The organism is Kitasatospora sp. NPDC088861 (assembly GCF_044750105.1).
GTDB lineage: Bacteria > Actinomycetota > Actinomycetes > Streptomycetales > Streptomycetaceae > Kitasatospora.
Genome location: NZ_JBIVJF010000012.1, coordinates 42,597 through 68,380, shown reverse-complemented (window position 1 = coordinate 68,380; position 25,784 = coordinate 42,597). Strand labels below are relative to the sequence as shown.

Here is a 25,784-nt window from a genome sequence, read left to right as displayed (position 1 = left end):
GCCCGTCCGGACGGTCGGCGCGGTCCGCCACGGCAGCGGCAGGAGCAGCATGCCCACTGAGCCCGAGTCGCCGGGGCCGGCGCTTCCATCCGGTGCGCCCACCGCCGAACCGCAGCAGGCAGCCTCCACCCACACCACCGGTCCGAACCCCGCCGGTCCCGCTCCCGTGACGGTCGACCAGCCCCCCGCCGGCCCCACCGCGGCCGGGCCGGGCCGGGCGAAGCCGCCCGCGCAGGCGGTGCGCCGGCCCGTGCCGCGCCCGGCGCCCGCGCTCGCCGCCGGACGGCTGGCGACGGTGCTCCCCGGCAGCCTGCCGCCCGCCTCCGCGGACACCATGCCGGACTGGCTGGAGCCCGCGATGGCCGCCAACGGCATCGGCTCCTTCGACTGGGACATCCGCCGCGACGTCCTGGAGGGCGACCACCGGGCCTGCGCGATCATCGGCCTGGACAGCATGGACCAGGGCCGCTTCGATCGCACCGCCGGTTCCTTCCTGGCCCTGCTGCACCCCGAGGACGCGCCGGTGGTGCGCCGCCGGGTCGAGCGCGCGGTGGCCGAACTGGGCCAGTGCGGCGCCTACTACCGCACCGTCGGGCCCAACGGCACCATGCGCGCGGTGCGCTTCCGCGGCCGGGTGCTCGCGGACGCCTTCGGCCGGGCCTCGCGGATGGTGGGCTTCGTCTGGGACGCCACCGTCGAACTGCACAAGCGCGACCGCGCCGACCGGATGGCCCTGCTGCGCGAGGAGCGCTCCCGGTTCATCAAGGAGGCGGCCCGCGCCCTCTCCGAAGCCGTCACCGTCCGCGACGTGGCCCGGGTGTTCACCGGACTGCCGCTTCCCGGACTGCCGCCGGACGGCCTGGTGCTGGCCTCCTTCGAGGCCGGCCGGGCGCAGGTGCTCGGCGCCTCCGGCTACCGGACCGAGGCGCTGGCGGTCTGGGACCGCACGGTGCTGCCGGCCGGGCACCCGGCCGCCGAGGCGGTGCGCCACCGGGCGCCGGTGTTCATCCCGACCCGCGAGGAGTTCCGCGCGTCCTACCCCGAGGTCTGGGAGCCGACCAGCCGTACCGGGCGTGGCTCCTGGGCGTTCCTGCCGCTGGTGGCCAGCGGGCGGGCGATCGGCGTCTGCGTGGTCAGCTTCGACGACGAGCGCGAGCTGGACGCGGACGAGCGCACCCTGCTGTCCACCCTGGGCGGGCTGGTCGCCCAGTCCCTGGCCAGGGCCCGGCTGCACGACGCCGAGCACGAACTGGCGGCCGGCCTCCAGCGGGTGATGCTGCCGCGCACCGTGCCGTCGGTGCCGGGGGTGACGACCGCCGTGCGCTACCTGGCGGCCGGCTCCGGCCTGCAGATCGGCGGCGACTGGTACGACGTGGTGCCGCTGCCGGGCGGGCACGTCGGCCTGGTAATCGGGGACGTCCAGGGCCACGACGTGCACGCTGCCGGGATCATGGGCCAGCTGCGGATCGCGCTGCGCGCCTACGCGGCCGAGGGGCACCCGCCGGCCGCGGTGATGGCCCGCGCCTCCCGCTTCCTCGCAGACCTGGACACCGACCACTTCGCGACCTGCGCCTACGCCGAGGTCAACGTGGATTACGGCGTGGTCTACGCCGTCCGGGCCGGCCACCTCGACCCGGTGGTGCGCCGGGCGGACGGCACCGCCGCCGTGGTGCCGGTGGCCGGCGGGCTGCCGCTGGGCATCGACCCGGACCAGGAGTACCGGGTCACCCGGTTCAGCCTGGACCCGGGCGAGACGGTGCTGCTCTGTACCGACGGCCTGGTCGAGGCGCGCGGCATGGACCTGGACGAGGGCATCGCCCGGCTCACCCGGGCGCTCGCCCGTCCGCTGCCGCCCGCCGAGGAGGCGGCCCGCGACCCGCTGGAGGACCTGGCCGACCGGATCGCCTCCCAGGCCGCCGACTCCAGCGAACGCGAGGACGACATAGCGCTGCTGCTCCTGCGCTGGGACGGTCCGGCCGGCGGCCTGGCCGCCCAGCAGCTGCGCCGCCGGATCGGCCAGGCCGACCTGGCGCGGATCTCCGAGGTCCGGGCCGAACTGCGCGACGCGCTGCGCCGCTGGGGCGTCGCCGAGTTCATCGACACCGCCGAACTGCTCTCCTCCGAGCTGGTCACCAACGCCATCCGGCACACCGACCGGGACGCCATGTTCACCGCCCGGCTCTACCGGGAGCCGGCCTCGGACGGCGGCCGGGCCCGGCTGCGGGTCGAGGTGGAGGACGAGTCGGACCTGTGGCCGACCCGCCGGACCCCGGGGGAGCAGGCCTCCTCCGGGCGCGGGCTGATGCTCGTCGAGGCGCTGGCGGACGCCTGGGGCGTGGAGCCGCGCGGCTCCGGCAAGCGGATGTGGTTCGAGCTCAGCGGCACGCCCGCTACCTAGGTCCGGTCACCCGAACTGCTGCTCCAGGTCCTTCAGTTTGCGCTCCAGCGAGTCCAGCCGGGGCAGCGTCACGGTGTCCTCGTCGACGGTCAGGTCGATGGTGCGCCGCTCCGGGCGGGCGGGCAGGCCCGGCTGCGCCACCGTGCCCTCGGCGGGCACCACCGCGCCCTCGGCGGCCTCGACCTCGCGCGGCCCGGCGGGCCGCTCCGCCGCGGGCCCGCCGGCTATGGCGGGTTCCGAGCCGGACTCCAACTGCCGTGCGCCGCCGCCGCGACCGCGCCAGGCGCTGTTGCTGCGGCTGATCGCCCGGATCTCCGCCCGCTCGCGGCGGCCGGCCAGCCTGCGGCGCTCCCGCTCCACGGCCCTCTCCCGCTTGTCCTCGCGGACCTCGTCCACCGCCTCGTCGAGGCTGCGGACGCCTTCCAGGAGCATCAGCGACCAGGCCGCGTAGGTCTCGCGCGGGGCGCGCAGCCAGCGCACGATGCGGATCTGCGGCAGCGGGCGGGGGACGAGTCCCTGCTCGCGCAGCGCGGCCCGGCGGGTCTGCTTGAGCGCCCGGTCGAACAGGATGGCCGCCGAGAGGGACATGCCGGAGAAGAACTGCGGGGCGCCGGCGTGGCCGAAGCCGCGCGGGGCGTGCACCCAGTTGAACCAGGCCGAGGCGCCGGCGAACAGCCAGACCAGCAGCCGGGAGCCGAGCGCGGCGTCACCGTGGCTGGCCTCGCGGACGGCGAGCACCGAGCAGAACATCGCGGCGCCGTCGAGGCCGAACGGCACGAGGTACTCCCAGCCGCCGGACAGCCCGAGGTTCTGCACCCCGAAGCCGACCAGCCCGTGGAAGGACAGCGCGGCGGCGACACCGGCGCAGCAGAACAGCAGCGTGTACGAGGCGCCGCCGTACAGGGATTCCTTGCGGCGGCGCCGTTCCTCGGAACGCTCCCAGGAATCCGGCCCTCCGGCGGCGGCGGATCCCCGGCTCCGGACCAGGGCCACCAGGAGCGCGCTGACCAGCAGCCCCGCACCTCCGGTGACGGCCCAGCCGAGCGGTATGTCGGACAATTTCATCGCCGGAACCAGCCTCGCTTTCCTGCGTCGCGTTCCTGCGTCGTGATGGCGGGGACCATCATGGCGGATGCTCGGCGGGGGAATGGCCGATTCGGTGCCAATGCGCTGAGTAGAGGGATTTCTGACCCCGCGACAATCGCATTTTCTTATGCATTTGAAGCGGGTTATTCCCGGAATTCCGGGCTTTCCGGATCCGGCCTCGCACGTGTTTTCGTCAACCCCGCATGACGCGGGGGCAGCCGCCGCAGATGTCCTCCGGTTGGGCGGTGTACACGAGGCAGCAGCTGGCCCGGGCCCGGTCGGTGCCCGAAGCATCCCCGCACCCGGCCGCCGGCACGGCGAAACCGGCACCCGGGGTGAAGGGGGACGGGGCCGGAGCGGGGCCGCCGGTCACGCCGGGCGCGCACGCCGGTGCCGCCGCCGCGCCGCCCGCCTGTGGGGGCTCCAGCAGCGCGGACAGCTCGGCGCGCGCCCGCTCCTGCTCCCCGAGCAGCCCGCCGGCGTACCAGAGCCCCTCCACCGCCGCGTCCGTGGCCATCGCCCACAGCACTCGTGGCCCGCGCCGCACCTCGGGCCGGAAGGCGGCCAGCACCGGTTCCAGGAACCCGCCCAGCGCGCACCGCAGTTCGGTGTCCAACGCGTTCGCGTCCGGCACCGTACGGGCCTGCGGCACGCCGCCCGCCGGGTCGTCGGGCAGACAGGCGAACGCCTCCGGGCGGACCGTCAGCTCCACCCGGTCGGCACCGCGGCGCACCGAGACGTCCTGCGGGCCGAGCAGCAGGACCCGGCGCTCCAGGAACCACGGCAGCGTGAACAGCAGCGAGAGCGGCCACACGACGCGGTGCAGGCCGAAGCCGGCCGCCACGTCCGGGCGCAGCGGCCGCCCGTAGCGGGCCAGGCCCTGCCGGGCGTCGTGGGCGATCAGCTCGCGGACCGCCTCGGGCCGGGTGGTCAGGTCGGCGGCGGGGATCCAGCCGTCGCCGCGGCGGGGCGGGGCGCAGCGCACCCGAAGGACGGGGGCGAGCGCGGTGAGCCGGTGGTACGAGGTCGCGCCGGGGGCGTCGGCGGGCGGCGTGGGAGTGAGGGCGTGCGCCTCGGTGGTGCGGGGGGCGCACGGCGTGGGGCCGGGCCGGGTGCTGCTCGCGGTCATGGGCGGGCCCCATCGGGTCGACCGGGGACCGCCCATGGACCGCCCGGCGGTGCCCGGTCGGGGTGGTGGCCCGCCCGGGCCCGGCCGGACCGGGGCATGGCGGTGCCCGGGGAACGGCAAGGCGAACCCGGCCGGGGTACTGCTCACCCCGGCCAGGTTAGGCTCACCTTAGCTGATCGTCCCCCAGGTCTCGCGGGTGATGCGCCCGTCCGGGGGAGGTCCCGGCGTGTGGGCCCCGTCCGGGGGGAGCCCCGGCGTGCGGGCCCCTTCCGGGGCAGGCCCCGGCGTGCGGGTGGTGCCCAACTGGCGCGCGAGCCAGACCGGCACGCCGCCCAGGGCGTGGACGAGCCGGGCCGCCTCGGCGCGCAGCCGGGCGGCCTCGGCCGGCTCGGACACCTCGGCGAGCGCCGCGAGCGCCGGCGCCACCCCCACCGTGAAGCCGAGTTGCTCGCGCAGCCGCAGCGAGGCGTCGAAGCCCTCGCGGGCGTGGTCGCGGTCCCCGCGGGCCAGGGCCAGTGCCGCCAGGTGGCGCCAGGTGTACGAGCGCAGCAGTTCGTCCCCGCGTTCGCCCGCGCCGTCGTGCGCCCGGCGGTAGGCGATCCAGGCGGCGCCGCGGTCGCGCAGCAGGTTCTCGGCGACCAGTCCGCGCCGGAAGTCCAGCAGCGGGCGGCCCGGCGCGTCCGGCGGCAGCAGTGCCGAGGTGCGTCCGAGCGCGGCCTGCGCCTCGTCCAGTCGGTCCCGGGGGCCGAGCACGCTGGCCACGTACGCCAGGAAGCCGCGGGCGCAGGCCGCGGCCGCGCGCTGTTCGGTGCTGGCCACCACGGCCTCCGCGAGGCGCAGCGCCTGTTCCGCCTGGGTCCACTGCGCGGCGGTGAACAGGCACTGCTCGATGAGGAGTTCGGCCCGTGCCAGGGCCGCCGTCGGGTCCTGTTCGGCGGCCGGGCGCAGCAGTTCGGCCGCCTCCTGCCAGCACCCCCGGGACCTCAGTCGCCACACGGTGTCGCCCGGCTCCTCCGCTGCCGCCCGCCCCCGCCCGTTCGGGCCGTTCGGGCCCCATCCGTGCTCTGACAACGCCACCTCCTTGTGTGCGCCATCCAGCGGGGCGCGGCCCTGCCCGGCGTCGCCGCCGTCGACTGTCGGCGGCACGGCGACGGCAGCGCAAGGGCCCGCGCTGTGGCGGCAATTCAACACGGGGGTGAGCTTGTGCACCAGATCACGAGCGGAGGTTCTTGCATTCGCGGGGGAAATGATCTAGGGCCTGGCCTGATCCACAAGGCACGCCCTGGCGGACGCGCCCCGGCGGCCTCCGGTCGGTCAGGACGTCCAGCCGGTTTCCATCAGGGCCTCGGCGGCGCCGTTGGCGGGCTGCGGCACCCCCGCCAGGTCCAGGCTGAACAGGGCGACCAGCAGCTGTTCGCCGCGCACGGTGGCCTGGTGCGAGTAGCCGGCCAGGGTGAACATGGCGGCGGCCATCTCCTCGGCGTGCAGGGTCTGCAGCCACAGGCACTCGACCGACTTCACGTCGGCCGGCTCGGTCCAGGTGTCCACCTGGGCGACCATCCGGCTGCCCAGCAGGGTCACCCCGTCGCGCTCCTGGGCCTCGGTCAGCTCCAGGTCGTCGAAACCGAGCCACTCCAGGTAGCGGGCGGCGGTGAAGACCGCGTCCTGCGAGGTGCGCACCGGGTGCGGGCGGAACGGCGCGCGGTGGCGGAAGGGCTTGGGCTGGCCGCCGGAGCCGCCGGGCGGGGCGGGCACCGGGGCGCCCATCGGGTGGGCCGGGTACGGGCGGGAGGACTGCGGGCCGGGGGTGGCGAGCGGGCCGGCCGTGCCGCCGCCGAGCCGGGTGGTGCGGTCCACCGGCAGCCGGACGGTGGCGCCGCAGTTGCAGGTGAACTCGGGCTGCGGCCACTGGTCGGAGCGGCCGCAGTGCGGACAGCGCATGCTCAGCCAGGAGTCCTCCCAGGAGCGGAACCGCACCTGCACCGGCACCCCGCCGCGCAGCAGCGGCACCTTCAGCGAGGCGCCGCACGGACAGGGCAGCGACGGCGGCTCGTAGAGGTGCTCGCGGCGGCAGGCGGGGCAGCGGATCGCCCGGGCGCCACCGCCCGCCCCGTGCCCTGGCCTCGCGGGGTCGTGTCCGGTGAAGTCGTCGGGCAGTCCGGCCATCGCGGGCTCCGTCCGTTCGAGTCGGGTGGTGGAACGGTTTCCATGCTCCCCGAAACGTTGGGTCCTTGGCACGGAATGGGGCAATCCTCAGGGTCGGATCAGGGGTGTGCGCCCGGCCGGTGCCCGCCACGGGTGCTTCGGGCACCCGGGCCGGCCGGGTGCGGTCAGCCGGCGGACCAGCGGGCCAGGTCGGCGGGGGTGTCCAGGTCGTCCGGGACGGCGACGTCGGCGCACTCGACCAGCGTGACCGCGCCCGGGTGCGCGGCCAGCAGGGTGCGGGCCCCGGCGTCGCCGGACGCGCCGGCGGCCGCCTCCGCGAAGTGCCGGGCGCCGATCAGCACCGGGTGCCCGCGCCGCCCTCCGTAGGCCGCCGCGGCCAGTTCCGCGCCGGCCCGGTGCGCGGCCAGCAGCCGGGCCACCGCGGCCGCGGTGACGCCCGGGGTGTCCACCAGCATCACCAGCACCGCCGACACCTCCGGCGCCAGCGCGGCCAGCCCGGCGCGCAGCGAGGAGCCCATGCCGCCCGCCCAGTCCGGGTTGGTCACCAGCCGGCAGCCCGGCAGGTGCGCCGTCGAGCGGACGCGTTCGCCGGCCGCGCCCAGCACCACCGTGACGTCCGCGCAGCCGCCCGCCCGCACCACCGCCACCGCGTGCTCGACCAGCGGGCGGCCCGCGTACCGGATCAGGGCCTTGGGCCGCCCGCCGAGGCGTCGCCCGCCCCCGGCGGCGAGCACCAGCGCGGCAACGGGCCCGGTCGGGTCTTCGGTGGTCTGCATGGGCCCAGCCTGCCCGCCGGTGCCGCCGCCGCGCAGCCGTACGAACCCACAGTTGTACGAATGCACAAGGGGAACCCGCAGGTGGTGGCCGCCCCCCGGCGGTTCGGCCGCTGGTCCTGCGGCCCGCCGGCCCCTGTACTGGGTCGATGAACACCGCACCGCGCCCGCTGCTGGACCGTTTCGGCCGGGTCCACACCGACCTGAGGGTCTCGCTGACCGACCGCTGCAACCTGCGCTGCACCTACTGCATGCCGGCCGAGGGCCTGGACTGGCTGCCGAGGGCGCAGACGCTGGGCGACGACGAGGTGGTGCGGCTGGTGCGGATCGCGGTCGGGCGGCTGGGGATCGCCTCGGTGCGGCTGACCGGCGGGGAGCCGCTGTTGCGGCGGGGCCTGCCGGAACTGGTGGGGCGGATCGCCGCGCTGGGGCCGGAGGTGTCGCTGACGACGAACGGGATCGGGCTGGCCCGCACGGCGGTGGCGCTGCGGGCGGCGGGGCTGGAGCGGGTGAACGTCAGCCTCGACACGCTGCGCCCGGAGCGGTTCGCGCGGATCACGCGGCGGGACCGGATCGCGGACGTGTTCGCGGGCCTGGCGGCGGCGCGGGCGGCGGGGCTGGGGCCGGTGAAGGTGAACGCGGTGCCGGTGCGCGGGGTGAACGAGGACGAGATCCCGGAGCTGGCGGCCTTCGCGGTGGAGCACGGGTACCGGATGCGGTTCATCGAGTCGATGCCGTTGGACGCGCAGGGCGCCTGGGACCGTTCGGCGATGGTCACCGCCGCGGAGGTCCTGGAGCGGCTCGGGGAGCGCTTCGACCTGCTGCCCGTGGGGCGGCGGGGCAACGCCCCGGCGGAGGAGTGGCGGGTCGCGGGCACGGACGCCGTCATCGGGGTGATCGCCTCCGTGACCCGCCCGTTCTGCGGGGGCTGCGACCGGGTCCGGCTCACCGCCGACGGTCAGTTGCGCAACTGCCTGTTCGCGACGGAGGAGTCCGATCTGCGCGCGCTGCTGCGCGGCGGTGCCGACGACGACCGGATCGAGGCGGCCTGGCGGGCCTCGGTGGCCGGGAAGGGGCCCGGACACGCCGTCAACTCCGCCGGCTTCGTCCGGCCCGACCGCCCGATGTCCGCCATCGGCGGCTGACGCCCGGGGTGTGAGCTTCGACATGGTCGGCGGGGTTCGCGTGGCGTCGCCTTGACCTGCTCTCGGGGTGGCTGATCTGCTGGTTCGCCGTCAACCCGCCCCAGATCCCGGGAGTTATCCGTGCCCGCCCGCCGCACCGCCCTGTCCGCCGCCACCGTGTTCCTGATATGCGCGCTCGCGCTGGCCGGCTGGCTGCTCGGCGGCCGTGACCACAAGAGCGGCGACTCCGCCGCGCCCGCCGGGGGCCTGGGCACCAGCCCGCTGCAGAACCCGGACGGCACCAAGCCCGGCCTGGCCCCGCTGACCACGCCGGAGGAGCAGAAGGCGGGCCGGGACGTGATAGCCAAGGTCGCCACCGCCGCCGCCGGCCCCAAGGACGGCTACGACCGCAACGAGTTCGGCCCCGCCTGGACGGACAACGTCGACGGCGTCCCGCTCGGCCACAACAACTGCGACACCCGCAACGACCTGCTCGCCCGCGACGGCACCGCCGTCGAGCGCAAGGACGGATCGAACTGCGTCGTCACCGCGATGACCATCTACGACCCGTACACCGGCAAGAACGTCCAGTGGACCAAGCAGCAGGCCACGAAGATCCAGATCGACCACGTGATGCCGCTGTCCTACGACTGGCAGCTGGGCGCCGCCAAGTGGGACAAGGCCAAGCGCGTCCAGATCGCCAACGACCCGCTCAACCTGATCCCCGCCGACGGCTCGCAGAACGGCTCCAAGGGCGACTCCGGCCCGGCCACCTGGCTCCCCGCCAACACCGCCGTCCGCTGCTCCTACGCCGTCCGCTTCGCCCAGGTCTCCCTGAAGTACCAGCTCCCCGTCACCGCGGCCGACAAGCAGGCCATGCTGCAGCAGTGCGGCGGCTGAGGAATCGTTACGGCAGGTGCTGGTGTGACGGCAGCGGGCGCCGGGTGGTATTCGTGGGCGGTGCACTCGTCGAACCCCCGGCGCCCGCTCCGCGCCCTGCTCACCGTCGCCCTCCTCGTGCTCGCCGCGGGCTGCACCGGGCCGTCGGACCCGGGCGCCCGCCGGCCCGGCACCGCGGCCGCGGCCGGGCCCCAGGACCTGGTGCCCGGCACGGCCGCCCCCGCGCTCGCGGCCCTGTACCTCCAGCCGCTGGACTGGAAGGACTGCCCGGACCGGCCCGAGCGCCCGGCCGGGGAGCCGGTTGCGCAGTGCACCGGACTCAAGGTCCCGCTGGACTACGCCGATCCGGGCGGCGAGACGATCGACGTCGCCGTCTCCCGGATCCGCGCCACCGAGGCCGACCGGCGGATCGGGGCACTGGTGCTCAACCCCGGCGGGCCGGGCAACTCCGGCGTGGACCGGGTCGTCTGGGGCTGGGAGGACTACCGCGGCACCCTCTCCGACCACTTCGACCTGGTCGGCTTCGACCCGCGCGGCGCCGGCCGCACCACCCCCGTGCACTGCCTCGACGACCGCACCCGGGACGAGTGGACCAGCACCGACGACCCCGGCTACGACCGCGGCCGGGTGCTCGCCGACGCCTGCCAGGCCCGGTACGCCACGCTGCTGCCCCACCTCTCCACCCGCGACACCGCCCGCGACCTGGACGTGCTGCGCGGCGCCCTGGGCGAACGGCGGCTCGACTTCCTCGGCAGCTCCTACGGCACCTACCTGGGCGCCCTCTACGCCGAGGAGTTCCCCGCCCGCACCGGCCGCCTCGCCCTGGACGGCGCCTTCGAGCGCAGCCTCGACCCGGTCCGGATGAACGTCGAGGCCGCCGCCGCCACCGAGACCGCGCTGCGGGACTTCGCCGCCGACTGCGCGGGCCGCGACGGCTGCCCGCTCGGCCGCGACCGCGCCGCCGCCCCGCAGCGGCTCGCCGACTTCCTGGACGGCCTGCGCGCGCACCCGCTGCCCGCCGCCGACGGCCGCCGCCTCACCGCCACCCTGGCCTGGAACGGCACCCTCGACACCCTCTACGACGGCCACCGCTCCTGGGAGCGGCTGCGCCAGGCCCTCGACCCGGCGATCACCCGCGGCGACGCCGCCGAACTGCTCGCCCTCGCCGACGGCGCCAACGGCCGCGCCGAGGACGGCGGATACTCCACCGCGGCGGACGCCTTCGTCGCCATCAGCTGCGCGGACGCCCTGATGGCCCCCGGCGCCGGGGACCTGCGCACCGACCGCGCCGAACTCGCCGCCCGCGCCCCGCTGATGAGCCGGCACGACACCTCGGCGGCGCTGTTCGCCCCGGACTGCCGCTCCTGGCCGTACCGCACCGCCGAACGGCCCGCCCGGATCCGGGCCGAGGGCAGCGCCCCGATCCTGGTGGTCGGCTCCACCGCCGACCCGGTCACGCCGTACCCGTGGGCGCAGCGGATGGCCTCCGCCCTCGCCGACGCCGTCCTGCTCACCCGGGACGGCGACGGGCACACCGGCTACGACAAGAGCGGGTGCGTGCGGGACGCGGTGGCCGCGTTCCTGGTGGACGGCACGCTGCCCGCCGCCGGGACGCACTGCCCGTCCGCCTGACGGGAGCTGACGGGAGCTGACGGGGGCTGGCCAGGGGACAACGCGAAGGGGCGCACCGCCGGCTGCGGTGCGCCCCCTGGGGTGGGACGGTCAGGACGTCGGGGCCGTCAGGTCGTAGAAGGTGGTGGAGCCGACCGTCTTCGCGGTGAAGTGGCTCGTCACCCAGCTCTCGATCTGGGAGGTCTCCGACTCCTTCTCCCCGGTGTCGCCCCGTCCGCTCTCGGCCCCGCCGAAGCCGCGGTGGGAGCCGCCGGCGATGAACCAGTGCACCTTGCCCTCCTGGACGTACTTCTGGAAGCCGGCCAGGCTGAGCGAGGGGTCGGTGCCGTTGAAGCCGCCGAGGGCCATCACCGGCTTTCCGGTGGCGAGTTGGTAGCTGGCGGCGTTCTGCGAGCCGCTGGTGGCGGCCGCCCAGGTGTACTGGTCGGCGTTCTCCTTGAGCAGGGCGGAGGCCTCCTCGCTCACCTTGGTGCCGCCGAGCAGGCCGCCCATGCCGCCCGCGCCGCCCATGCCGCCCGCTCCGGGGCCGCCCGCGCCGCCCGGGCCGAAGGCGCCGGGATCCTCGTCGCTGCCGGGGTTGCCGGTGCCCGGGTTGCCGGTGTCGGGGTTGGCGCCCGTGCCGCGCTCGCGGTGACCGTTGCCGCCGCCCGGGCCCTTGCCCGAACCGCCGCCCGGCCAGCCGCCGTTGCCGCCGTTGAAGCCGCCCTGGCCGCCGTTGCCCCCGCCGTTGAACCCGTTGCCCCCGCCCTGGGTGCCCGGCCGGCCGCCGTTCTGCCCGCCGCCCCCGCCGGGGAAGCCGGGTGCGCCGCCGTTCTGCCAGCCGCCGTTCTGCCCGCCGCCGTTCTGGCCGGGCTGGAACGCCCGCCCGTTGCCCGGGAAGCCCTGCCCGCCGTGCCGTCCGCCGCCGCCCGGGCCGGAGGCGCCCTGGACGGCCGGCCCGGCCGTCACGATGGAGCCGCTGTGCGCCGTGCCGACGGTGTCCACCGCGTACGCGGCCGGCCCGCCGAGCGCCGCCGCCAGGCCGAGCAGGCCGGCGACCGAGGCGATCCGGGCCCCGAGCCGCCCGTCGGCCCGCCCGGCCAGCTGTCCGGCGACCAGCGTGGCCGCCGCCACCAGCCCGCCGACCAGCACCGCCCAGCGCAGCCAGGGCAGGAACTCCGCGCTCCGCCCGAGCAGGACGAACGCCCACACCGCCGTCACCGCGAGGGTGCCGGCCAGCACCAGCGCCCACGGAAGCCGGTGCCGGGCCCGCCACAGGCCGTCCACGCCCATGCCGACCAGCGCCGCGACGGCCGGGGCGAGCGCCACCGTGTAGTACTGGTGGAAGATCCCGGACATGAAGCTGAACACCAGCGCGGTGGACAGCATCGCGCCGCCCCAGACCAGGAACGCCGCGCGGGCGGTGTCGGTGCGGGCGTAGCGGCGGGTCGCCCACAGGGCGGCGACCAGCAGGATCAGCGCGGCCGGCAGCAGCCAGGCGATCTGTCCGCCGATGTCGCTCCCGAACAGCCGGGTGAGGCCGCTCTGGCCCCAGCCGCGGCCGCCGCGCATCGCCCCGGCCGGCAGGTCGAGCCCGGCCGGGAGCCGCCCGCCGCCGCCGACGCTGCCGGTCTCGTCGCCGTTGATCCGGCCGAGGCCGTTGTAGCCGAAGGTGAGGGAGAGGAAGCTGTCGTCCTGCGAGCCGCCGACGTACGGGCGGGCCGAGGCCGGCAGCAGCTCGACCACCGCGACCCACCAGCCGCCCGCGACCACCATGGCCGCGCCCGCGAGCAGCAGCTGCCGCACCCGCCGCCACAGGCCGGTGGGCGCGACGACCAGGTAGACCAGCGCGAAGGCGGGCAGCACGAGGAAGGCTTGCAGGGTCTTGGTGAGGAAGGCCAGGCCGAACATCGCCCCGGTGAACACCAGCCACCGGGTGCCCGCCGCCTCGATGGCCCGTACCAGCCCGTACGCGGCCAGGGTGAGCAGCAGGGCCAGCAGCGCGTCGGGGTTGTTGAAGCGGAACATCAGCGCCGCGACCGGGGTGAGCGCCAGGGCGGCCCCGGCGAGCAGGCCGCCGAGCGGGGAGAAGCGCCGGCGCACCGTCGCGTACACGACGCCGACGGTGGCGGCGCCCATCAGGGCCTGCGGGGCGAGCACGGACCAGGAGGACAGGCCGAAGACCCGCACCGAGAGGGCCATCGGCCACAGCGACATCGGGGGCTTGTCGACGGTGATGAAGTTCCCGGCGTCGGAGGAGCCGAAGAAGAAGGCCTTCCAGCTCTGGCTGCCGGCCTGGACGGCGGCCGAGTAGAAGGCGTTGGCCCAGCCGGAGGCGCTCAGGCCCCAGAGGTAGAGGACGACGGTCGCGGCCAGCAGTGCCAGCAGGGCCGGGCGCACCCAGCGCGGGTCGTCCGCGCGGCCGCGCCAGGCGCGGGCGGGGAGGGTGCGCAGCCGGCCGGACCAGGAGGCGGGGCCCTTGGGGCCGGTGGGCGGCAGGGGCTGCTCGGGGAAGAGCGGCGCCGGGTCCGGCTGGGCGGGGTCCGGCTGCGGCACCTCCGGCGGCGGGAAGTCCGCGGCCTCGGGCCACGGTTCGCCGGCCGGAGTGGAGTAGCTGGTCGTGGTCATGCGCCATACCGTGCGTGGTGTGGCTGAGAGGAGCGTGAGACGACGCTGTGAGACGGGTGTGATCTGCGGGGCGTTCGGGTGATCGGGTGATCGGGCGGGCCGCCGGGGGATCGGTCAGGCGGCCTTCGGCGTGGTCAGGCGGCCTTCGGCATGGTGAGGTGCTGGCCGAGCCACTCCAGGGCCGGGGGGATCTCCCGGGTCCAGGTGTGGAAGTTGTGGCCGCCGGTGTCCAGGGTGATGGTGGACAGCTTGGTGGGGGCCTTGAAGGCGCCGACCATGGCCTGGGTGTCGGCGTAGTTGTTCTCGTCGTAGCTGGTGGTGAGCAGCAGGGAGACGGGGGCGGCCGGCTGGTTCTTCAGCCGCCACAGCAGGTCGTTCTGCTGCTTCAGCTGGTCGTTGCCGCCGAAGAGGTCGCCGGTGGTCTCGTCGTGCGCCGCGCTGTAGTAGCCGGAGAGCGCGACCGCCGCGCGGTAGGAGTCGGGCTTGCGCATCGCGAACTTGAGCGCGCAGTAGCCGCCGGTCGAGTTGCCGATCACGGCGCGGCTCGCCGGGTCGGTGCCGAGCCGGTAGGTGGTGGCGAGCGCCTTGGGCAGGTCGGTGGTGAAGAAGGTCTCCGCCTGGGGGCCGCCCGGCACGTCGACGCACTCGGTGTCCCGGTTTCCGACGACCGTGGGGCGCATCATCACCAGGACGGTCGGCGGCAGCTTCTTCTGCTCGATCGCGGTGAGGGTGGAGGCCGGGTACTGCATCAGCGAGATCAGCTTCTCCGGGGTGCCCGGGTAGCCGGTGAGCACCAGGGCCATCGGGAACCGCTGCTGCGCGTAGTCCGGCTGGAAGTACTGCGGGGGCAGGTAGACGAACGCCTCGGTGCTCAGGCCGGTCGAGGCTCCTTTGACGGCGACCTGCTGGATCAGCCCGGAGCGCTCCCGGTCCGAGCCCTGGGCCGAGTAGAACTTCTGCTCGCCGGTGACGGCCACGGAGGCGTTCGGCGTGTGGTCGACGACCGTGCCCGGCTTGCCGTCGGTGCCGAGCAGGTCGCTCCAGGAGCTGTAGAAGCCGAAGTAGCCGTTGGCGATCAGGCCCATGGCGACCAGCACGGCGATCTGGGTGGCGAGGAAGGCGCCGAGCCGGCCCGTCCAGGACTTCCAGCCCTTCCCGCCGAAGCGCGGCCAGAGCCACATGGTGGCGCCGAAGACGAGGATCGCGACGAGCGAGGCGACGATCTGGAGGGGGAGTCCGGTGAGGCTGAGCACGCCCCGATCGTAGTTGACCTCGATCAGCGCCCCCGGGCGCCCCCTGCGCGCCCTCCGCGCGCCCTCGGAATCCGGTTGACCGCGCAGGGCGGGCCCGCCAGCATGGCGGCGGACACGTGCACGCTGTGTGCGCGGGGCGTCACGGGGGCGGGATTCATGAAGTCCATCACCAAGGCCGGTCTGGCCGTCGGCACGGTACTGCTGCTCGCGGCCTGCTCCAGCGGCACCGGGGGCGGCGGGGGGAGTGCCGCGGGCGGGCCGTCCACCGGCGCGGCCCCGGCCCCGCCCGCGCCGACGCGGACGCCGACCCCCACCCCGACGCCGCCGCCGTACGGCCCGGTGCTCGGCACGAACATCGACCCGGTGAACACCGCGCTCGGCCAGGTGGCCGGGGCCAAGACCCTGGGCGACCTCGACGGCGTGCTCGGCGGCATCGCCACCAGCGCGCGGACGGCCGGGCGGAGCCTGGGCCTGGCGGACGAGCCGGCCGCGGTCACCACGGCGCGGACCGAGCTGGTGGCGGCGCTGACCTCGCTGGCCGCCGACGCGACGAAGGTCCGCGGCGACATCAAGAGCAGGGGCGTCTGCGCGGTGGGTTCCGCGCAGGCCGAGCTGGGCGCCTCGGAGGGCCTGGCGGCGGTGTCGGCGGCCCTGGCCAAGATGGCGGCGGCCGGCTACCCGACGACCTTCGCCGTCCCGCAGACCCCGAAGCAGCAGTCCCGTTCGCTGGACAACGGCACCCTGGTGCGCGAGGGGCGGCTGCGCGGCCAGGGCGTGTTCAAGGTCGACAACGGCGGCAGGGGGGACGCGGTCGTCTCGCTCGCGCTGAACGGCAAGTCGGTGCACTCGGTGTACGTGACCAAGGGGCAGAAGGCCAGTATCGAGGGCGTCGAGGACGGCACGTACGAGGTGTACTTCGCGGGCGGGGTGGACTGGGACTCCGACGCGAAGGCGTTCACGCAGAGCTGCCGGTTCACCAAGTTCCAGGACACGCTGGCGTTCGAGACCGGGCGCACCGCGACGTCCTGGTCGATCACCCTCCAGCCGACGGTCGGCGGCAACGCCAAGACCGACGAGGTGGGAGCGGACTCCTTCCCGCAGCCGTAGCCGTAGCCGTAGCCGTAGCCGCAGCCGGAGCGGGCGGGCCGACGGGTGGACAGGACGCTCCGGCGGGCGGGCACGGCCGGTGCCGTGGGGTGCCATCGCGCCCGCCCTTAACGGGCATACCGGGGCGGATGGTTGCCGCCCCGGGCCGCAACGGCCGATTGCCGTCGGCGAGTTCGGCCAATACGGTTGACCACTTGAAGTGACCATGGCACTTTCGTGCGGCGCGGGCCTCGGCGACCAGTCGTACACCCCGCGATCCCCCACAAGGAGAGCCATGTTCAAGAGACTTGCCGCGATGGCCGGCGTCGGCGCCGTCGTCGCGGGCGGGCTGACCCTCGCCGCCGTCCCCGCGCACGCCGTCCAGGCCAGCGACCTGACCTCCACCATCGCGCTGAGCAACTGCTCGGCCTCGCTGGTGCGTTACCCCACATCGGTGGCCGGCGACCGGGCCCTGATGCTCACCAACGGCCACTGCCTGCCGACCATGCCCACGGCCGGCCAGGTCATCCAGAACGCGAGCGCGAGCCGCAGCGGCACCCTGCTGGACGGCGCCGGCAACAGCCTCGGCACCGTCCAGGCCGACAAGGTCGTCTACGCGACCATGACCGGCACCGATGTCGCGCTCTACCAACTCACCGACACCTACGGCTCGATCAGCTCCAAGTACGGCGCCACCGCGCTGACCGTCAACGACACGCACCCGACCGACGGCGCCGCGATGTACATACCCTCCTCGTACTGGAAGCAGGTGTGGAACTGCTCCGTCAACGGGTTCGTGCCCACCCTGCGCGAGGACCAGTGGACCTGGCACGACTCGCTGCGCTACAGCTCCGGCTGCAACACCACGCACGGCACCTCCGGTTCGCCGATCATCGACTCCGCCAGCGGGCGGATCATCGGCATCAACAACACCGGCAACGACAACGGTGAGATGTGCACCCTGGACAACCCGTGCGAGGTCGCCGCGGACGGCACCACCACGGCCACCAAGGGCCAGAGCTACGGTGAGGAGACCTACTGGTTCACCACCTGCCTCGGCAACGGCCGGGTCATCGACCTCAACGTGGCCGGCTGCCTGCTCACCAAGCCGGCCGGCAGCGGCGCCGTCTCCGTCAGCAGCCCCGGTGACCAGTCGACCGCGGTCGGCGGTGCGGTGAACCTCCAGATCAACGCTTCCGGTGGTACCGCGCCGCTGTCGTACAGCGCGACGGGTCTGCCGGCCGGGCTGGCGATCAACGCGTCGACGGGTGCGATCACCGGTACGGCCACCACGGCGGGTTCGTCGAACGTGACGGTGACGGTGAAGGACTCGGCGGGCAAGTCGGGTACGGCGAGCTTCACGTGGACGGTGACCGGTGGCGGTGGCGGCACCTGCACGCCGGCGCAGCTGCTGGGCAACGCGGGCTTCGAGACGGGCTCGGCGGCGCCGTGGACGACCAGCTCCGGCGTGGTGGACAACAGCTCCTCGCAGGCGGCGCACGGTGGTTCGTGGAAGTCGTGGCTGAACGGCTACGGTTCCTCGCACACCGACACGCTGGCGCAGACGGTGACGATCCCGGCGGGCTGCAAGGCGACGCTGAGCTTCTGGCTGCACATCGACACCGCTGAGTCGGGCAGCACCGCGTACGACAAGCTGGCCGTGTCGGTGAACGGGACCACGCTGAAGACGTACTCCAACGCGGACGCCGCGGCGGGTTACCAGCAGCGGACCTTCGACCTCTCGTCCTACGCGGGCCAGACGGTCACCCTGAAGTTCACCGGCACCGAGGACGCCTCGCTGCAGACGAGCTTCGTGATCGACGACACCTCCATCCAGACCGGCTGACGCATCGCCAGCACACCTCCGGCCCCGGGGCTTCCACACCCCGGGGCCGGACCGTGCGCGCCGGAGGCCGCCCGGTGTCACGCCCGGCGGGCGTCGGCGATCACGGCCGGGGTGGTGCCGAGCCACCAGGTGGGGTTGGCGGTGCCGTCGGTGGTGCGGCCGTCGCTGTGGACGTAGTGCCGGACGTCGCGGCCGGGCTCGGCGAACTCGCCGTTCAGGGCGCGTTCGACCCATTCGGCGCCGAAGCGGAAGACCTCGGCGGCGGTGCCGCCCAGCGGGTGGAACTCGTTCTCGTAGACGCGCATCTCCTTGGGCGCGCGGATGCGCTCGTAGTTGGCCAGGGCCTGCTCCAGCACGGTGAGTTCGTCGAACTCGCCGATGCCGTAGACGACCGGGCAGGCGATCTCCCGGACCAGGTCGCCCAGCGGCATCCGGGCGACCAACTCGGTGTCGAAGGCGTCCTCGTCGGTGTAGCCGGCCATGTACATGTAGTTGTTCTTGAAGGTCGGCTGGGCGCGCTCGAAGATGGTGGTGAAGTCGCCGGTGACGGCCTCGAAGGCGGCCAGCGCGGCGAGGCGGCGGTCGGTGGCGGCGGCGCGCGAGCCCCAGTAGCCGCTCATCGAGATGCCGAACATGCCGATGCGGGCCGCGTCGACCTCGGGCAGCGAGGCCAGGTGGTCGATGTAGCGGCTGATCGCGCGCTCGTAGTTGGTGAGGTCGACGGTCAGCCCGTTGGCCCGGCTCTCGCCCTGGCCCGGACCCTCGATGGACAGGGCCACGATGCCGCGCGAGGTGTAGTACCGCTCCGCCGCGTGGATGTAGTCCTCCTTGATCATGTCCATCCCCGGGCCGAGGATCACCGCGGGGGCGTTGCGGACCTCACCGGCCGGCAGGTGCAGCAGGGCGAAGATCTGCTTGCCCTCGAAGTCGAGGACGACGCGGCGCACCCGGTTGTCACGCAGCGCGCCCAGGCGCTCCACGCAGTGGTTGGCGTGCTCGCGGAAGGCGAGCTTGCGCGGGTCGGCGGCGTCGAAGATCGAGTACTGCGCGCGGCCCCACATCACCGAGGCGCGCACGTAGAGGTCGGCGGCGGTCTGGGCGAAGCCGCCGCGCTCGTGGTGGGCGGCGCGTTCCTCGGCCTGCCCGGCGATGGTGGCCCAGGCCTTGGGCAGCATCACGCCGCTCTGCACCAGCGCGAAGACCTTGTCGAAGTCGGTGTGGTCGTGGCCGAGCTGCTCCAGGGTGCCCTTGGCCTGGGGGTGCAGGGCGTCGAAGCCGCCCTGGGCGAGGGCGATGTCCAGGGCCCAGTTCTGTCCGGTCGAACGAACGGTCATGACGGGTGTCCTCCGTGTCGATAGGGGGCTCGGTGGCTGTGCCGCCGAGTCGCTAAGTACTTATCTATTAAGTACTTAGGATATTCTGTTGTCAACCCGACCGTCGATACGAGCCGCGGAGGCCGCCCCCATGTCGCAGCCCCAACCCACCCCCGCCCGCGAGCAGGCCCTCGACCAGCTCGCCCGCGCCGCCTACAGCCTCAGCGCCGCCGACTCCCGACTGCGCGGACGCGCCACCCGCACCCCCGGCGCGCTCTCCCTCACCCACGCCCGGGCCCTGCGCGTCCTGGCCGAGACGGGCCCGCTGTCGATCGGCCAGCTCGCCGCCGCCACCGAGACCACCAGCGCCGCCACCACCCAGCTGGTCAACAACCTCGCCACCGCCGGCTACGTCACCCGGGAACGCCCCCCGGGCGACAAGCGGTCCGTCCTGGTCGCCCTCACCGACGCGGGCCGGCGCCGCCACGACGAACGCCAGACCACCCTGGCGCAGGCGCTCGACACCGCACTGGCGCACCACGACGCCCCCGCCCTGGACGCCGCGACCGACGTGCTCCGGCAGTTGGTCGCCATCTACGACCGGCTCTGACCGGGAGGGCCTACCCTGCGGAAGGCGCGGCAAGGTCGCGCGAGGCCCTTCCTGGAGGCGAGCGCCCGTGACCAAGTACGTGATCGCGCCGGCCGTGGCGCTGCGCCTGGCCGGCGAGCGGGCCGTCATCCCGCAGGAGCACCGGCTGCTGGCCCCGACGCTGCTCCGCTCGCAGGTGCTGTCGCTCCTCTACCAGGCCGTCCGCCAGGGCGGGCTGACCAGGGCGGAGGCCGACCGCCGGCTGGACTACCTGCGCGCGTTGAGGATCCGGCTCCTCGGGGACCGCGTCCTGCAGTCCACCGCCTGGGGGATCGCCGAGCGCCTCGGCTGGCCCGACACCCTCGACGCCGAGTACATCGCGCTGACCCGGCTTCAGGCCGACGCGTTCATCACGCTCGACCTGGAGGTCGCCCGCGCCGCCGAGGAGCTGGTGGCCGTCGCCCCCGTCGAGGCCCTGACCGCCTAGGGCGCGGCCTCCGCCGACCCGGCGCGAGGGCCCCCGACCCGCCGGGCCGTCACGGGGCCAGGGCGGCGGTGACGGCGGCTTCGGCGTGCAGGCGGGTGGTGGGGAAGGTGGGGACGGGACTGTCCTCGGGGCGGACGAGCAGTTCGATCTCGGTGCAGCCGAGGATGACCCCCTGGGCGCCGGCGGCCACCAGTTCGTCGATCACCCGGCGGTACGCCGCGCGGGACTCCTCGCGGACCAGGCCGAGGCACAGCTCCTGGTAGATCACCCGGTGGACCAGGGCGCGGCTGTCGGGGCCGGGGACGAGGACGTCGAGGCCGTGGGCGGCCAGCCGGCCGCGGTAGAAGTCCTGTTCCATGGTGAAGGCCGTGCCGAGCAGCCCGATCCGGTGCAGTCCGGCGGCCCGGACGGCGTCCGCGGTGGCGTCGGCGAGGTGCAGCAGCGGGACGGGGGTCGCGGCCGCGACCTGGTCGGCGACCTTGTGCATGGTGTTGGTGCAGATCAGCAGCAGTTCGGCGCCGGCCGCCTCCAGGGACCGCGCCGCGCCGGCCAGGATCTCGCCGGCCTCGGTCCAGCGTCCGTCGGCCTGGAGCCGTTCGATGGCGGCGAAGTCGACCGAGTACAGCACGAGCGGCGCGGAGTGCAGGCCGCCGAGGCGGTCGCGGGTGAGTTCGTTGAGGAGGCGGTAGTACTCGGCGGTGGATTCCCAGCTCATGCCGCCGATCAGGCCGAGGGTCTTCATGCCGCCATTTATAAAGCAATAAGGGAATTGAAAGCAAAGGTATAAGGATTACTTGGAATCGCCCTGCGGAATCCAGCGCGGCACGCGGTGCTGCCATTCCCGGGCGAACACCACCGAACCGGCCTCCAGCGCGCGCAGCTGCACGATGCTGAGGAAGTGCCCGGCGTCGCAGCGCAGTTGGGTGCGGGTCTGGACGGTGACGTCCCAGCCGATGTCGGGGCGTTCGAGGCGCACGGTGTGGTCGGTGCGGGCCTGCGCGCTGAGCGGGGCGTCGGTGAGCACCCGGTAGGCGGTGACGGTGTGCTCGTCGCGGACCAGGCCGTCGGGGTGGGTGCGGCTGCCGTCGGTGGCGGGGGAGAGTTCGGCGCGCCATTCCCGGCGGCCGATGTCGTGCACGGTGACGTGCTCGGGCCGGGCGGTCAGCGGCTCGGTGCGGTGGATGTCGAGCGGCTCGGGCAGGGCGGGGGCCTCGAAGGCGACGGGGGCGGCGCCGACGTCGGCGGCGAGGTGCCGGGTGGGCAGGGTGAGGGCGGAGCGGGACGGGTCGAGCGCGTAGCCGGCGTCGTCCGGGGTGGGCCACACCCACGGCCAGTAGACCGAGGAGAGGGCGAGCCGCAGCCGATGCCCGGCCGGGAGGGTGCCGGCGCAGGCGGCGAGCTCGACGTCCGCGTCGGGGCCGGTGGCGACCAGGACGCCCCGGGTGAGCAGCGTGGAGGTGCCGTCCGGGCCGACGGCGCAGAGCCGGGCGGTGATCTGGGCGGGCGGGCCGCCCTCGCGCAGGCGCAGCCGTACGGTCGGGGTGCCGAGCACTTCGACCGGTTCGGGCAGCGGGTGGGAGTCGAAGCAGACCGAGCGGCCGTCCTCCTCGCGCTGGTCGGGCGGCTGGTCGGCGGGGCGGCCGAGCGGGACGTAGGCGCCGGCGTTGAGGCCGGTGTGCTGCGGGGAGCGGACGCGGACGTGGCGGTCGTCGGAGGCGGTGCCGGCGGTGCGCAGCGGGCCGTCGAGGCCGTAGTGGATCTCCCGGACGTCGGGGGAGGGCCAGGTCTCCTCGCCGGTCCAGCGGGTGCCGATCCAGCTGCGCAGGGCGGGCTCCGCCAGGGCGCCGGTGTCGAGGTCGCGCAGCCAGTGGTCCCACCAGCGCAGGGTCTCGGGGAGGGTGTCCTCGGGCAGGCCGTGCGGCCAGGGGCCGAGCAGGGCGCGGGCGGTGGGGGAGGTGGCGAGCAGGCGCAGCACGAAGGAGCAGGACGGGTCGCCCCAGCCGGCGACGGCGAAGGTGGGGGCGGGGACGGGGACGGTGGTCTCGCCGGCGGCGAGCCAGGCGTCGACGGGCGGGTCCAGGGATTCGAGGCGGGCCAGCCAGTCGGTGCGCCAGGCGTCGCCGACGTGCCGGGGGTCGGGCGGGAGGGCGGCGTCGGCGACCAGGGCGGTGAGCCGGGTGTGCAGGTCGGCGGCGAGCAGGGCGCCGCCGAGGCGGTGGCCGCCTTCGGGGCAGACGGTGACCACGGCGCCGACGGTGTCGGGGGCACGGGCCGCGAGCAGCAGGGCGGTGGTGCCGGCGGCGCCGACGCCGAGCAGGCCGACCCGGCCGCTGCACCAGGGGCGGCGGGCGAGCCAGTCGAGGACGGCGGCGCCGTCGTCGAGCTCCTGGCCGCCGCCGGGTTCGCCGGGCAGGCCGTCGGAGTTGCCGTGGCCGCGGGTGTCGACGCGGACGGCGCCGTAGCCGTGGCCGGCGTACCAGGGGTGGCGGCGGGCGTCCTCGGCGGCGGTGCGGTCGGTGAGCCGGCCGGCGGAGTACTCCAGCACGGCGGGGACGGGTTCGTCGCTGACCGGGCGCCACAGCCGGGCGGCCAGCCGGGTGCCGTCGGGCAGCGGGATGCGGACGTCCTCGCGGGTGGTGCGGAAGGGGTAGGACGGCATGGCCGCTCCCATCGGATCCCGGGCCGGTGAGCGCCGGAGGGCCCGCGGCGCGTACGGGGAGCGCGCCGCGGGTGTCGGCATCTCGACCCTAGGGGAGGAATCGTCCGATTTCCTGACGAAGGCTGCGCGGCGGTCGCGGTCCGCCGGTCGGCGCGGCCGGGTGGAGCCCGGCGCGAGCGGGCGTGTGCCCGCCGCCGTACGCCCCCCGTCCGCGCCCGCGTGCCCCTGTTCGCCGCGGTCCGGCATTTGCACATGACTTGCAACTGCTTCCCCGAGGGGGGAAAGATGGCCCAGCTTCGCCCGGACCACCCGAAAGGACCACAGGATGTCCAGCCCCGCCGCAGGTGCCTCGCCCGTCAGATGGCGTGACCGGCTCACCCGGGAGGAGTGGATGCGCCTGGCCGGGATGGGCGGTTTCATCCTCGTGCTGCACGTCGTCGGCTGGTTCACCCTGCTCGCGCTGGTCGCGCCCGAGCACTACGACGTCGGCGGCCAGGTGTTCGGCGCGGGCATGGGCCTGACCGCCTACACCCTCGGGATGCGGCACGCCTTCGACGCCGACCACATCGCGGCGATCGACAACACCACCCGCAAGCTGATGGGCCAGGGCAAGCGGCCCCTGTCGGTCGGCTTCTGGTTCTCGCTCGGGCACTCCTCGATCGTCTTCGGCCTCTGCGCGCTGCTCGCCTTCGGCATCCGCTCGCTCGCCGACCAGGTGGAGGCGGACGACTCGACCCTGCACACGATGACCGGCCTGATCGGCACCACCGTCTCCGGGACGTTCCTGCTGCTCCTCGGCCTGATCAACCTGGGCGCCTTCAACGGCATCCTCAAGGTGTTCCGCCGGATGCGCGTGGGCGAGTACGACGAGGCCGAGCTGGAGCGCCAGTTGGAGCGGCGCGGGCTGATGAACCGCATCCTCGGCCGGGTGACCAGGGCCGTCACCAAGCCCTGGCACATGTACCCGGTCGGCCTGCTGTTCGGCCTCGGCTTCGACACCGCGACCGAGGTGTCGCTGCTGGTGCTGGCCGGCGGCGCGGCCGCGTTCTCGCTGCCCTGGTACGCGCTGCTCACGCTGCCGATCCTGTTCGCGGCCGGGATGAGCCTGCTGGACACGATCGACGGCTCGTTCATGAACTTCGCCTACGAGTGGGCCTTCTCCAAGCCGGTCCGCAAGATCTACTACAACCTGACCGTCACCGGCCTGTCGGTGCTGGTCGCGCTGGTGATCGGCCTGGTCGAGCTGATCGGCCTGCTCGGCGAGAAGCTGGACATCACCAGCGGCCCGATCGCCTGGATCGGCGGGCTGGACCTCAACTTCGTCGGCTACGCGATCGTCGGCCTGTTCGTGCTGACCTGGGTCGGGGCGATCGCCTACTGGAAGTTCGGCAAGGTCGAGGAGAAGTGGTCGGCCGGCCTGGCCGCCGCGGCCGCCAAGTCGGAGTAGCGACGGGGCGGAGGGGGCGGCGACCGGAGTCCGGTCGCCGCCCCCTCGGCGTTCCGGGGCCTACCGCAGCGCGGCGAGCACCGCGTCCGCCATCACCTTCTCGCCGGTGGCGTTCGGGTGGAACGGCACGGCGGGTGAGCCGGGCAGCGCGCCCTCGATCCAGCGGTCGTCCGAGCACACGTCGTGCCCGGCGGTGGGCGTGGCGGTGTCGACGTACGTCGCGCCGCCGGCCGCCGCGGTGCTCCTGAGCGCGGCGTTCAGCTTGTCGAGCACGCCGTGCATGTACTCGACGTCGCCCGGGGTCACGGGCTGGCGCAGGATGCACGAGCGGCCGTCGGCGGGCAGCACGGACGGGTAGCCGACCAGCAGCACCCGGGCCCGCGGCGCCTTGGCGTGGATGCGCCGCAGCGTGTCGGCGACCTGCGGCGCGATGCTGCCGGTGATCCGCTCGGCCAGGTCGTCGTCGCCGTACTGCCAGGACCAGCTGCGCCAGTCCCAGTAGCCGTGGTGGTAGACGTCCTTGCAGGGCGTGCCGAGCGGGTTGACGACCGCGCCGGCGATGCAGGTGGCGACGAGTTCGCCGAGGCCGAGGTCGCTGGCCGCGAGGTCGTTGCCGCCGATGCCGAGGGTGACCAGGTCGGTGTCGGGGGTCACCGCGTCCAGCTGCGGGTCGTTGACCCGGATGAAGGCGTCGTACTGCGGCTGCGTCATGGCCTTGACCTTGGCGGCGGCGCAGGTGACGTCGGTGTACGCGCCGGCCTTGAGGGCGGCGGCGACCAGGTGGCCGTAGTTGCGGTCGGAGCGCAGGCACAGGCCGGCCGACTGGCCGGGCACGCCCGCGCCGGCGGCGTAGGAGTCGCCGAGCGCCACGAGGTGCTTGGGCGCCGGGGTGGCGGCCTGGGCGCTGGTGGAGGTGAGCGCGAGGGCGGCGCCCAGTGCGACGGTGGCGAGTGCGGTGGAGCTGCGCAGGCGTCGGGGTTTCCGGGCAGGGGGGAGCACGGTTCCTCCTGGGGGGAGAGAAACGACGGGTGGGGGTCGTGCCGGGCCGCGGCTACTCGCAGGTAAGTTACTTGTTGGTTTCGTGGACGTCCATGCCGTGCACGGAAATTTCCGAAATTCCGTCAGATCGCATTTCGCATTTCGCTCCGCCGTGTATCGAGGACATTTCCGAAACGGTGTGGAGCGGAATTGCCGCAGTCGGTTGTTACCGGCCGGTTGACCGGACGTCACCGCAGGCCGCAGTATCGGGCGCACAGCGACGGCGCCCACCCCGCGCGCGCCGTCCCGCT

The 25,784-nt window shown here is 74.5% G+C and carries 19 protein-coding genes and 2 pseudogenes; 10 read left to right on the top strand and 11 right to left on the bottom strand.

Going from position 1 to position 25,784, the window contains the following annotated elements; all coding sequences use genetic code 11:
• Nucleotides 1–49: 49 nt before the first annotated feature.
• Nucleotides 50–2,398 carry a SpoIIE family protein phosphatase gene (locus ACIP37_RS21140; protein WP_363584082.1) on the top strand — a complete coding sequence of 783 codons (2,349 nt, stop codon included), beginning with the start codon at nt 50–52 and terminating at the stop codon, nt 2,396–2,398.
• A gap of 6 nt (nt 2,399–2,404) precedes the next feature.
• Here ACIP37_RS21140 and ACIP37_RS21135 read toward each other — a convergent pair whose 3' ends face one another.
• The 5 genes from ACIP37_RS21135 to ACIP37_RS21115 all read right to left on the bottom strand — a co-directional run bounded on the left by ACIP37_RS21135 (nt 2,405) and on the right by ACIP37_RS21115 (nt 7,555).
• Nucleotides 2,405–3,463: a DUF2637 domain-containing protein gene (locus ACIP37_RS21135; protein WP_350881565.1), complete on the bottom strand. Its 1,059-nt coding sequence runs from the start codon at nt 3,461–3,463 to the stop codon at nt 2,405–2,407.
• Nucleotides 3,464–3,677: 214 nt separating this feature from the next.
• Nucleotides 3,678–4,613 carry a (2Fe-2S)-binding protein gene (locus ACIP37_RS21130; protein WP_400844267.1) on the bottom strand — a complete coding sequence of 312 codons (936 nt, stop codon included), beginning with the start codon at nt 4,611–4,613 and terminating at the stop codon, nt 3,678–3,680.
• Nucleotides 4,614–4,781: 168 nt separating this feature from the next.
• Complete coding sequence (locus ACIP37_RS21125) at nt 4,782–5,684, bottom strand: hypothetical protein (protein ID WP_400810775.1); 903 nt, start codon at nt 5,682–5,684, stop codon at nt 4,782–4,784.
• Between the two features lie 243 nt (nt 5,685–5,927).
• Nucleotides 5,928–6,779, bottom strand: coding sequence for a hypothetical protein (locus ACIP37_RS21120; protein WP_400810774.1), 852 nt, complete (start codon nt 6,777–6,779; stop codon nt 5,928–5,930).
• A gap of 164 nt (nt 6,780–6,943) precedes the next feature.
• Nucleotides 6,944–7,555, bottom strand: a complete 612-nt coding sequence (locus tag ACIP37_RS21115; protein WP_400844264.1) for an NTP transferase domain-containing protein — start codon at nt 7,553–7,555, stop codon at nt 6,944–6,946.
• A 146-nt stretch (nt 7,556–7,701) separates the two neighbouring features.
• Here ACIP37_RS21115 and moaA point away from each other — a divergent pair, with 146 nt between their 5' ends.
• The 3 genes from moaA to ACIP37_RS21100 all read left to right on the top strand — a co-directional run bounded on the left by moaA (nt 7,702) and on the right by ACIP37_RS21100 (nt 11,208).
• Nucleotides 7,702–8,697, top strand: a complete 996-nt coding sequence (moaA, locus tag ACIP37_RS21110; protein ID WP_363630234.1) for a GTP 3',8-cyclase MoaA — start codon at nt 7,702–7,704, stop codon at nt 8,695–8,697.
• Nucleotides 8,698–8,817: 120 nt separating this feature from the next.
• Nucleotides 8,818–9,576, top strand: a complete 759-nt coding sequence (locus ACIP37_RS21105) for an HNH endonuclease family protein (RefSeq protein ID WP_363584072.1) — start codon at nt 8,818–8,820, stop codon at nt 9,574–9,576.
• A gap of 60 nt (nt 9,577–9,636) precedes the next feature.
• On the top strand, nt 9,637–11,208 hold the full coding sequence (locus ACIP37_RS21100; RefSeq protein ID WP_363630232.1) for an alpha/beta hydrolase: 1,572 nt from the start codon (nt 9,637–9,639) through the stop codon (nt 11,206–11,208).
• Nucleotides 11,209–11,298: 90 nt separating this feature from the next.
• On the opposite strand, the gene ACIP37_RS21095 is transcribed toward ACIP37_RS21100, so the two are convergent.
• Both ACIP37_RS21095 and ACIP37_RS21090 read right to left on the bottom strand, forming a co-directional pair.
• Nucleotides 11,299–13,815, bottom strand: a complete 2,517-nt coding sequence (locus ACIP37_RS21095; RefSeq protein ID WP_400844260.1) for an ArnT family glycosyltransferase — start codon at nt 13,813–13,815, stop codon at nt 11,299–11,301.
• Nucleotides 13,816–13,949: 134 nt separating this feature from the next.
• Nucleotides 13,950–15,068 (bottom strand): alpha/beta hydrolase-fold protein, encoded by a 1,119-nt coding sequence (locus ACIP37_RS21090; RefSeq protein WP_363584066.1) that lies wholly within the window; start codon nt 15,066–15,068, stop codon nt 13,950–13,952.
• A 156-nt stretch (nt 15,069–15,224) separates the two neighbouring features.
• On the opposite strand from ACIP37_RS21090, the gene ACIP37_RS21085 reads away from it, so the two are divergent.
• The 3 genes and pseudogenes from ACIP37_RS21085 to ACIP37_RS21075 all read left to right on the top strand — a co-directional run.
• Nucleotides 15,225–16,175, top strand: coding sequence for a hypothetical protein (locus tag ACIP37_RS21085; RefSeq protein ID WP_363584064.1), 951 nt, complete (start codon nt 15,225–15,227; stop codon nt 16,173–16,175).
• 205 nt (nt 16,176–16,380) lie between these two features.
• Nucleotides 16,381–17,067, top strand: a pseudogene (locus ACIP37_RS21080) (serine protease); the annotation flags it as partial.
• A 213-nt stretch (nt 17,068–17,280) separates the two neighbouring features.
• Nucleotides 17,281–18,000 (top strand): annotated as a pseudogene (locus tag ACIP37_RS21075) (putative Ig domain-containing protein); the annotation flags it as partial.
• Between the two features lie 77 nt (nt 18,001–18,077).
• Here ACIP37_RS21075 and ACIP37_RS21070 read toward each other — a convergent pair.
• Nucleotides 18,078–19,334, bottom strand: coding sequence for an alpha/beta hydrolase (locus tag ACIP37_RS21070; protein ID WP_400844257.1), 1,257 nt, complete (start codon nt 19,332–19,334; stop codon nt 18,078–18,080).
• 130 nt (nt 19,335–19,464) lie between these two features.
• Between ACIP37_RS21070 and ACIP37_RS21065 the strand changes: the two genes are divergently transcribed.
• Both ACIP37_RS21065 and ACIP37_RS21060 read left to right on the top strand, forming a co-directional pair.
• Nucleotides 19,465–19,923, top strand: a complete 459-nt coding sequence (locus ACIP37_RS21065; protein ID WP_400844254.1) for a MarR family winged helix-turn-helix transcriptional regulator — start codon at nt 19,465–19,467, stop codon at nt 19,921–19,923.
• A gap of 67 nt (nt 19,924–19,990) precedes the next feature.
• Nucleotides 19,991–20,389, top strand: a complete 399-nt coding sequence (locus ACIP37_RS21060) for a type II toxin-antitoxin system VapC family toxin (protein ID WP_363619026.1) — start codon at nt 19,991–19,993, stop codon at nt 20,387–20,389.
• Nucleotides 20,390–20,438: 49 nt separating this feature from the next.
• Here the strand turns inward: ACIP37_RS21060 and ACIP37_RS21055 are convergent, their stop codons facing one another.
• Together ACIP37_RS21055 and ACIP37_RS21050 are read right to left on the bottom strand one after the other, a co-directional pair.
• Complete coding sequence (locus ACIP37_RS21055; RefSeq protein WP_363584054.1) at nt 20,439–21,131, bottom strand: aspartate/glutamate racemase family protein; 693 nt, start codon at nt 21,129–21,131, stop codon at nt 20,439–20,441.
• 48 nt (nt 21,132–21,179) lie between these two features.
• Entirely contained in the window at nt 21,180–23,048 is a 1,869-nt protein-coding gene (locus ACIP37_RS21050; RefSeq protein WP_363630224.1) for a CocE/NonD family hydrolase, read from the bottom strand.
• Between the two features lie 325 nt (nt 23,049–23,373).
• On the opposite strand from ACIP37_RS21050, the gene ACIP37_RS21045 reads away from it, so the two are divergent.
• The gene (locus ACIP37_RS21045) at nt 23,374–24,495 is read left to right on the top strand and encodes a HoxN/HupN/NixA family nickel/cobalt transporter (protein ID WP_363584050.1); all 1,122 of its coding nucleotides are present in this window, start codon (nt 23,374–23,376) and stop codon (nt 24,493–24,495) included.
• 60 nt (nt 24,496–24,555) lie between these two features.
• Here ACIP37_RS21045 and ACIP37_RS21040 read toward each other — a convergent pair whose 3' ends face one another.
• Nucleotides 24,556–25,494 carry an SGNH/GDSL hydrolase family protein gene (locus ACIP37_RS21040; protein WP_363584048.1) on the bottom strand — a complete coding sequence of 313 codons (939 nt, stop codon included), beginning with the start codon at nt 25,492–25,494 and terminating at the stop codon, nt 24,556–24,558.
• Between the last annotated feature and the right edge of the window lie 290 nt (nt 25,495–25,784).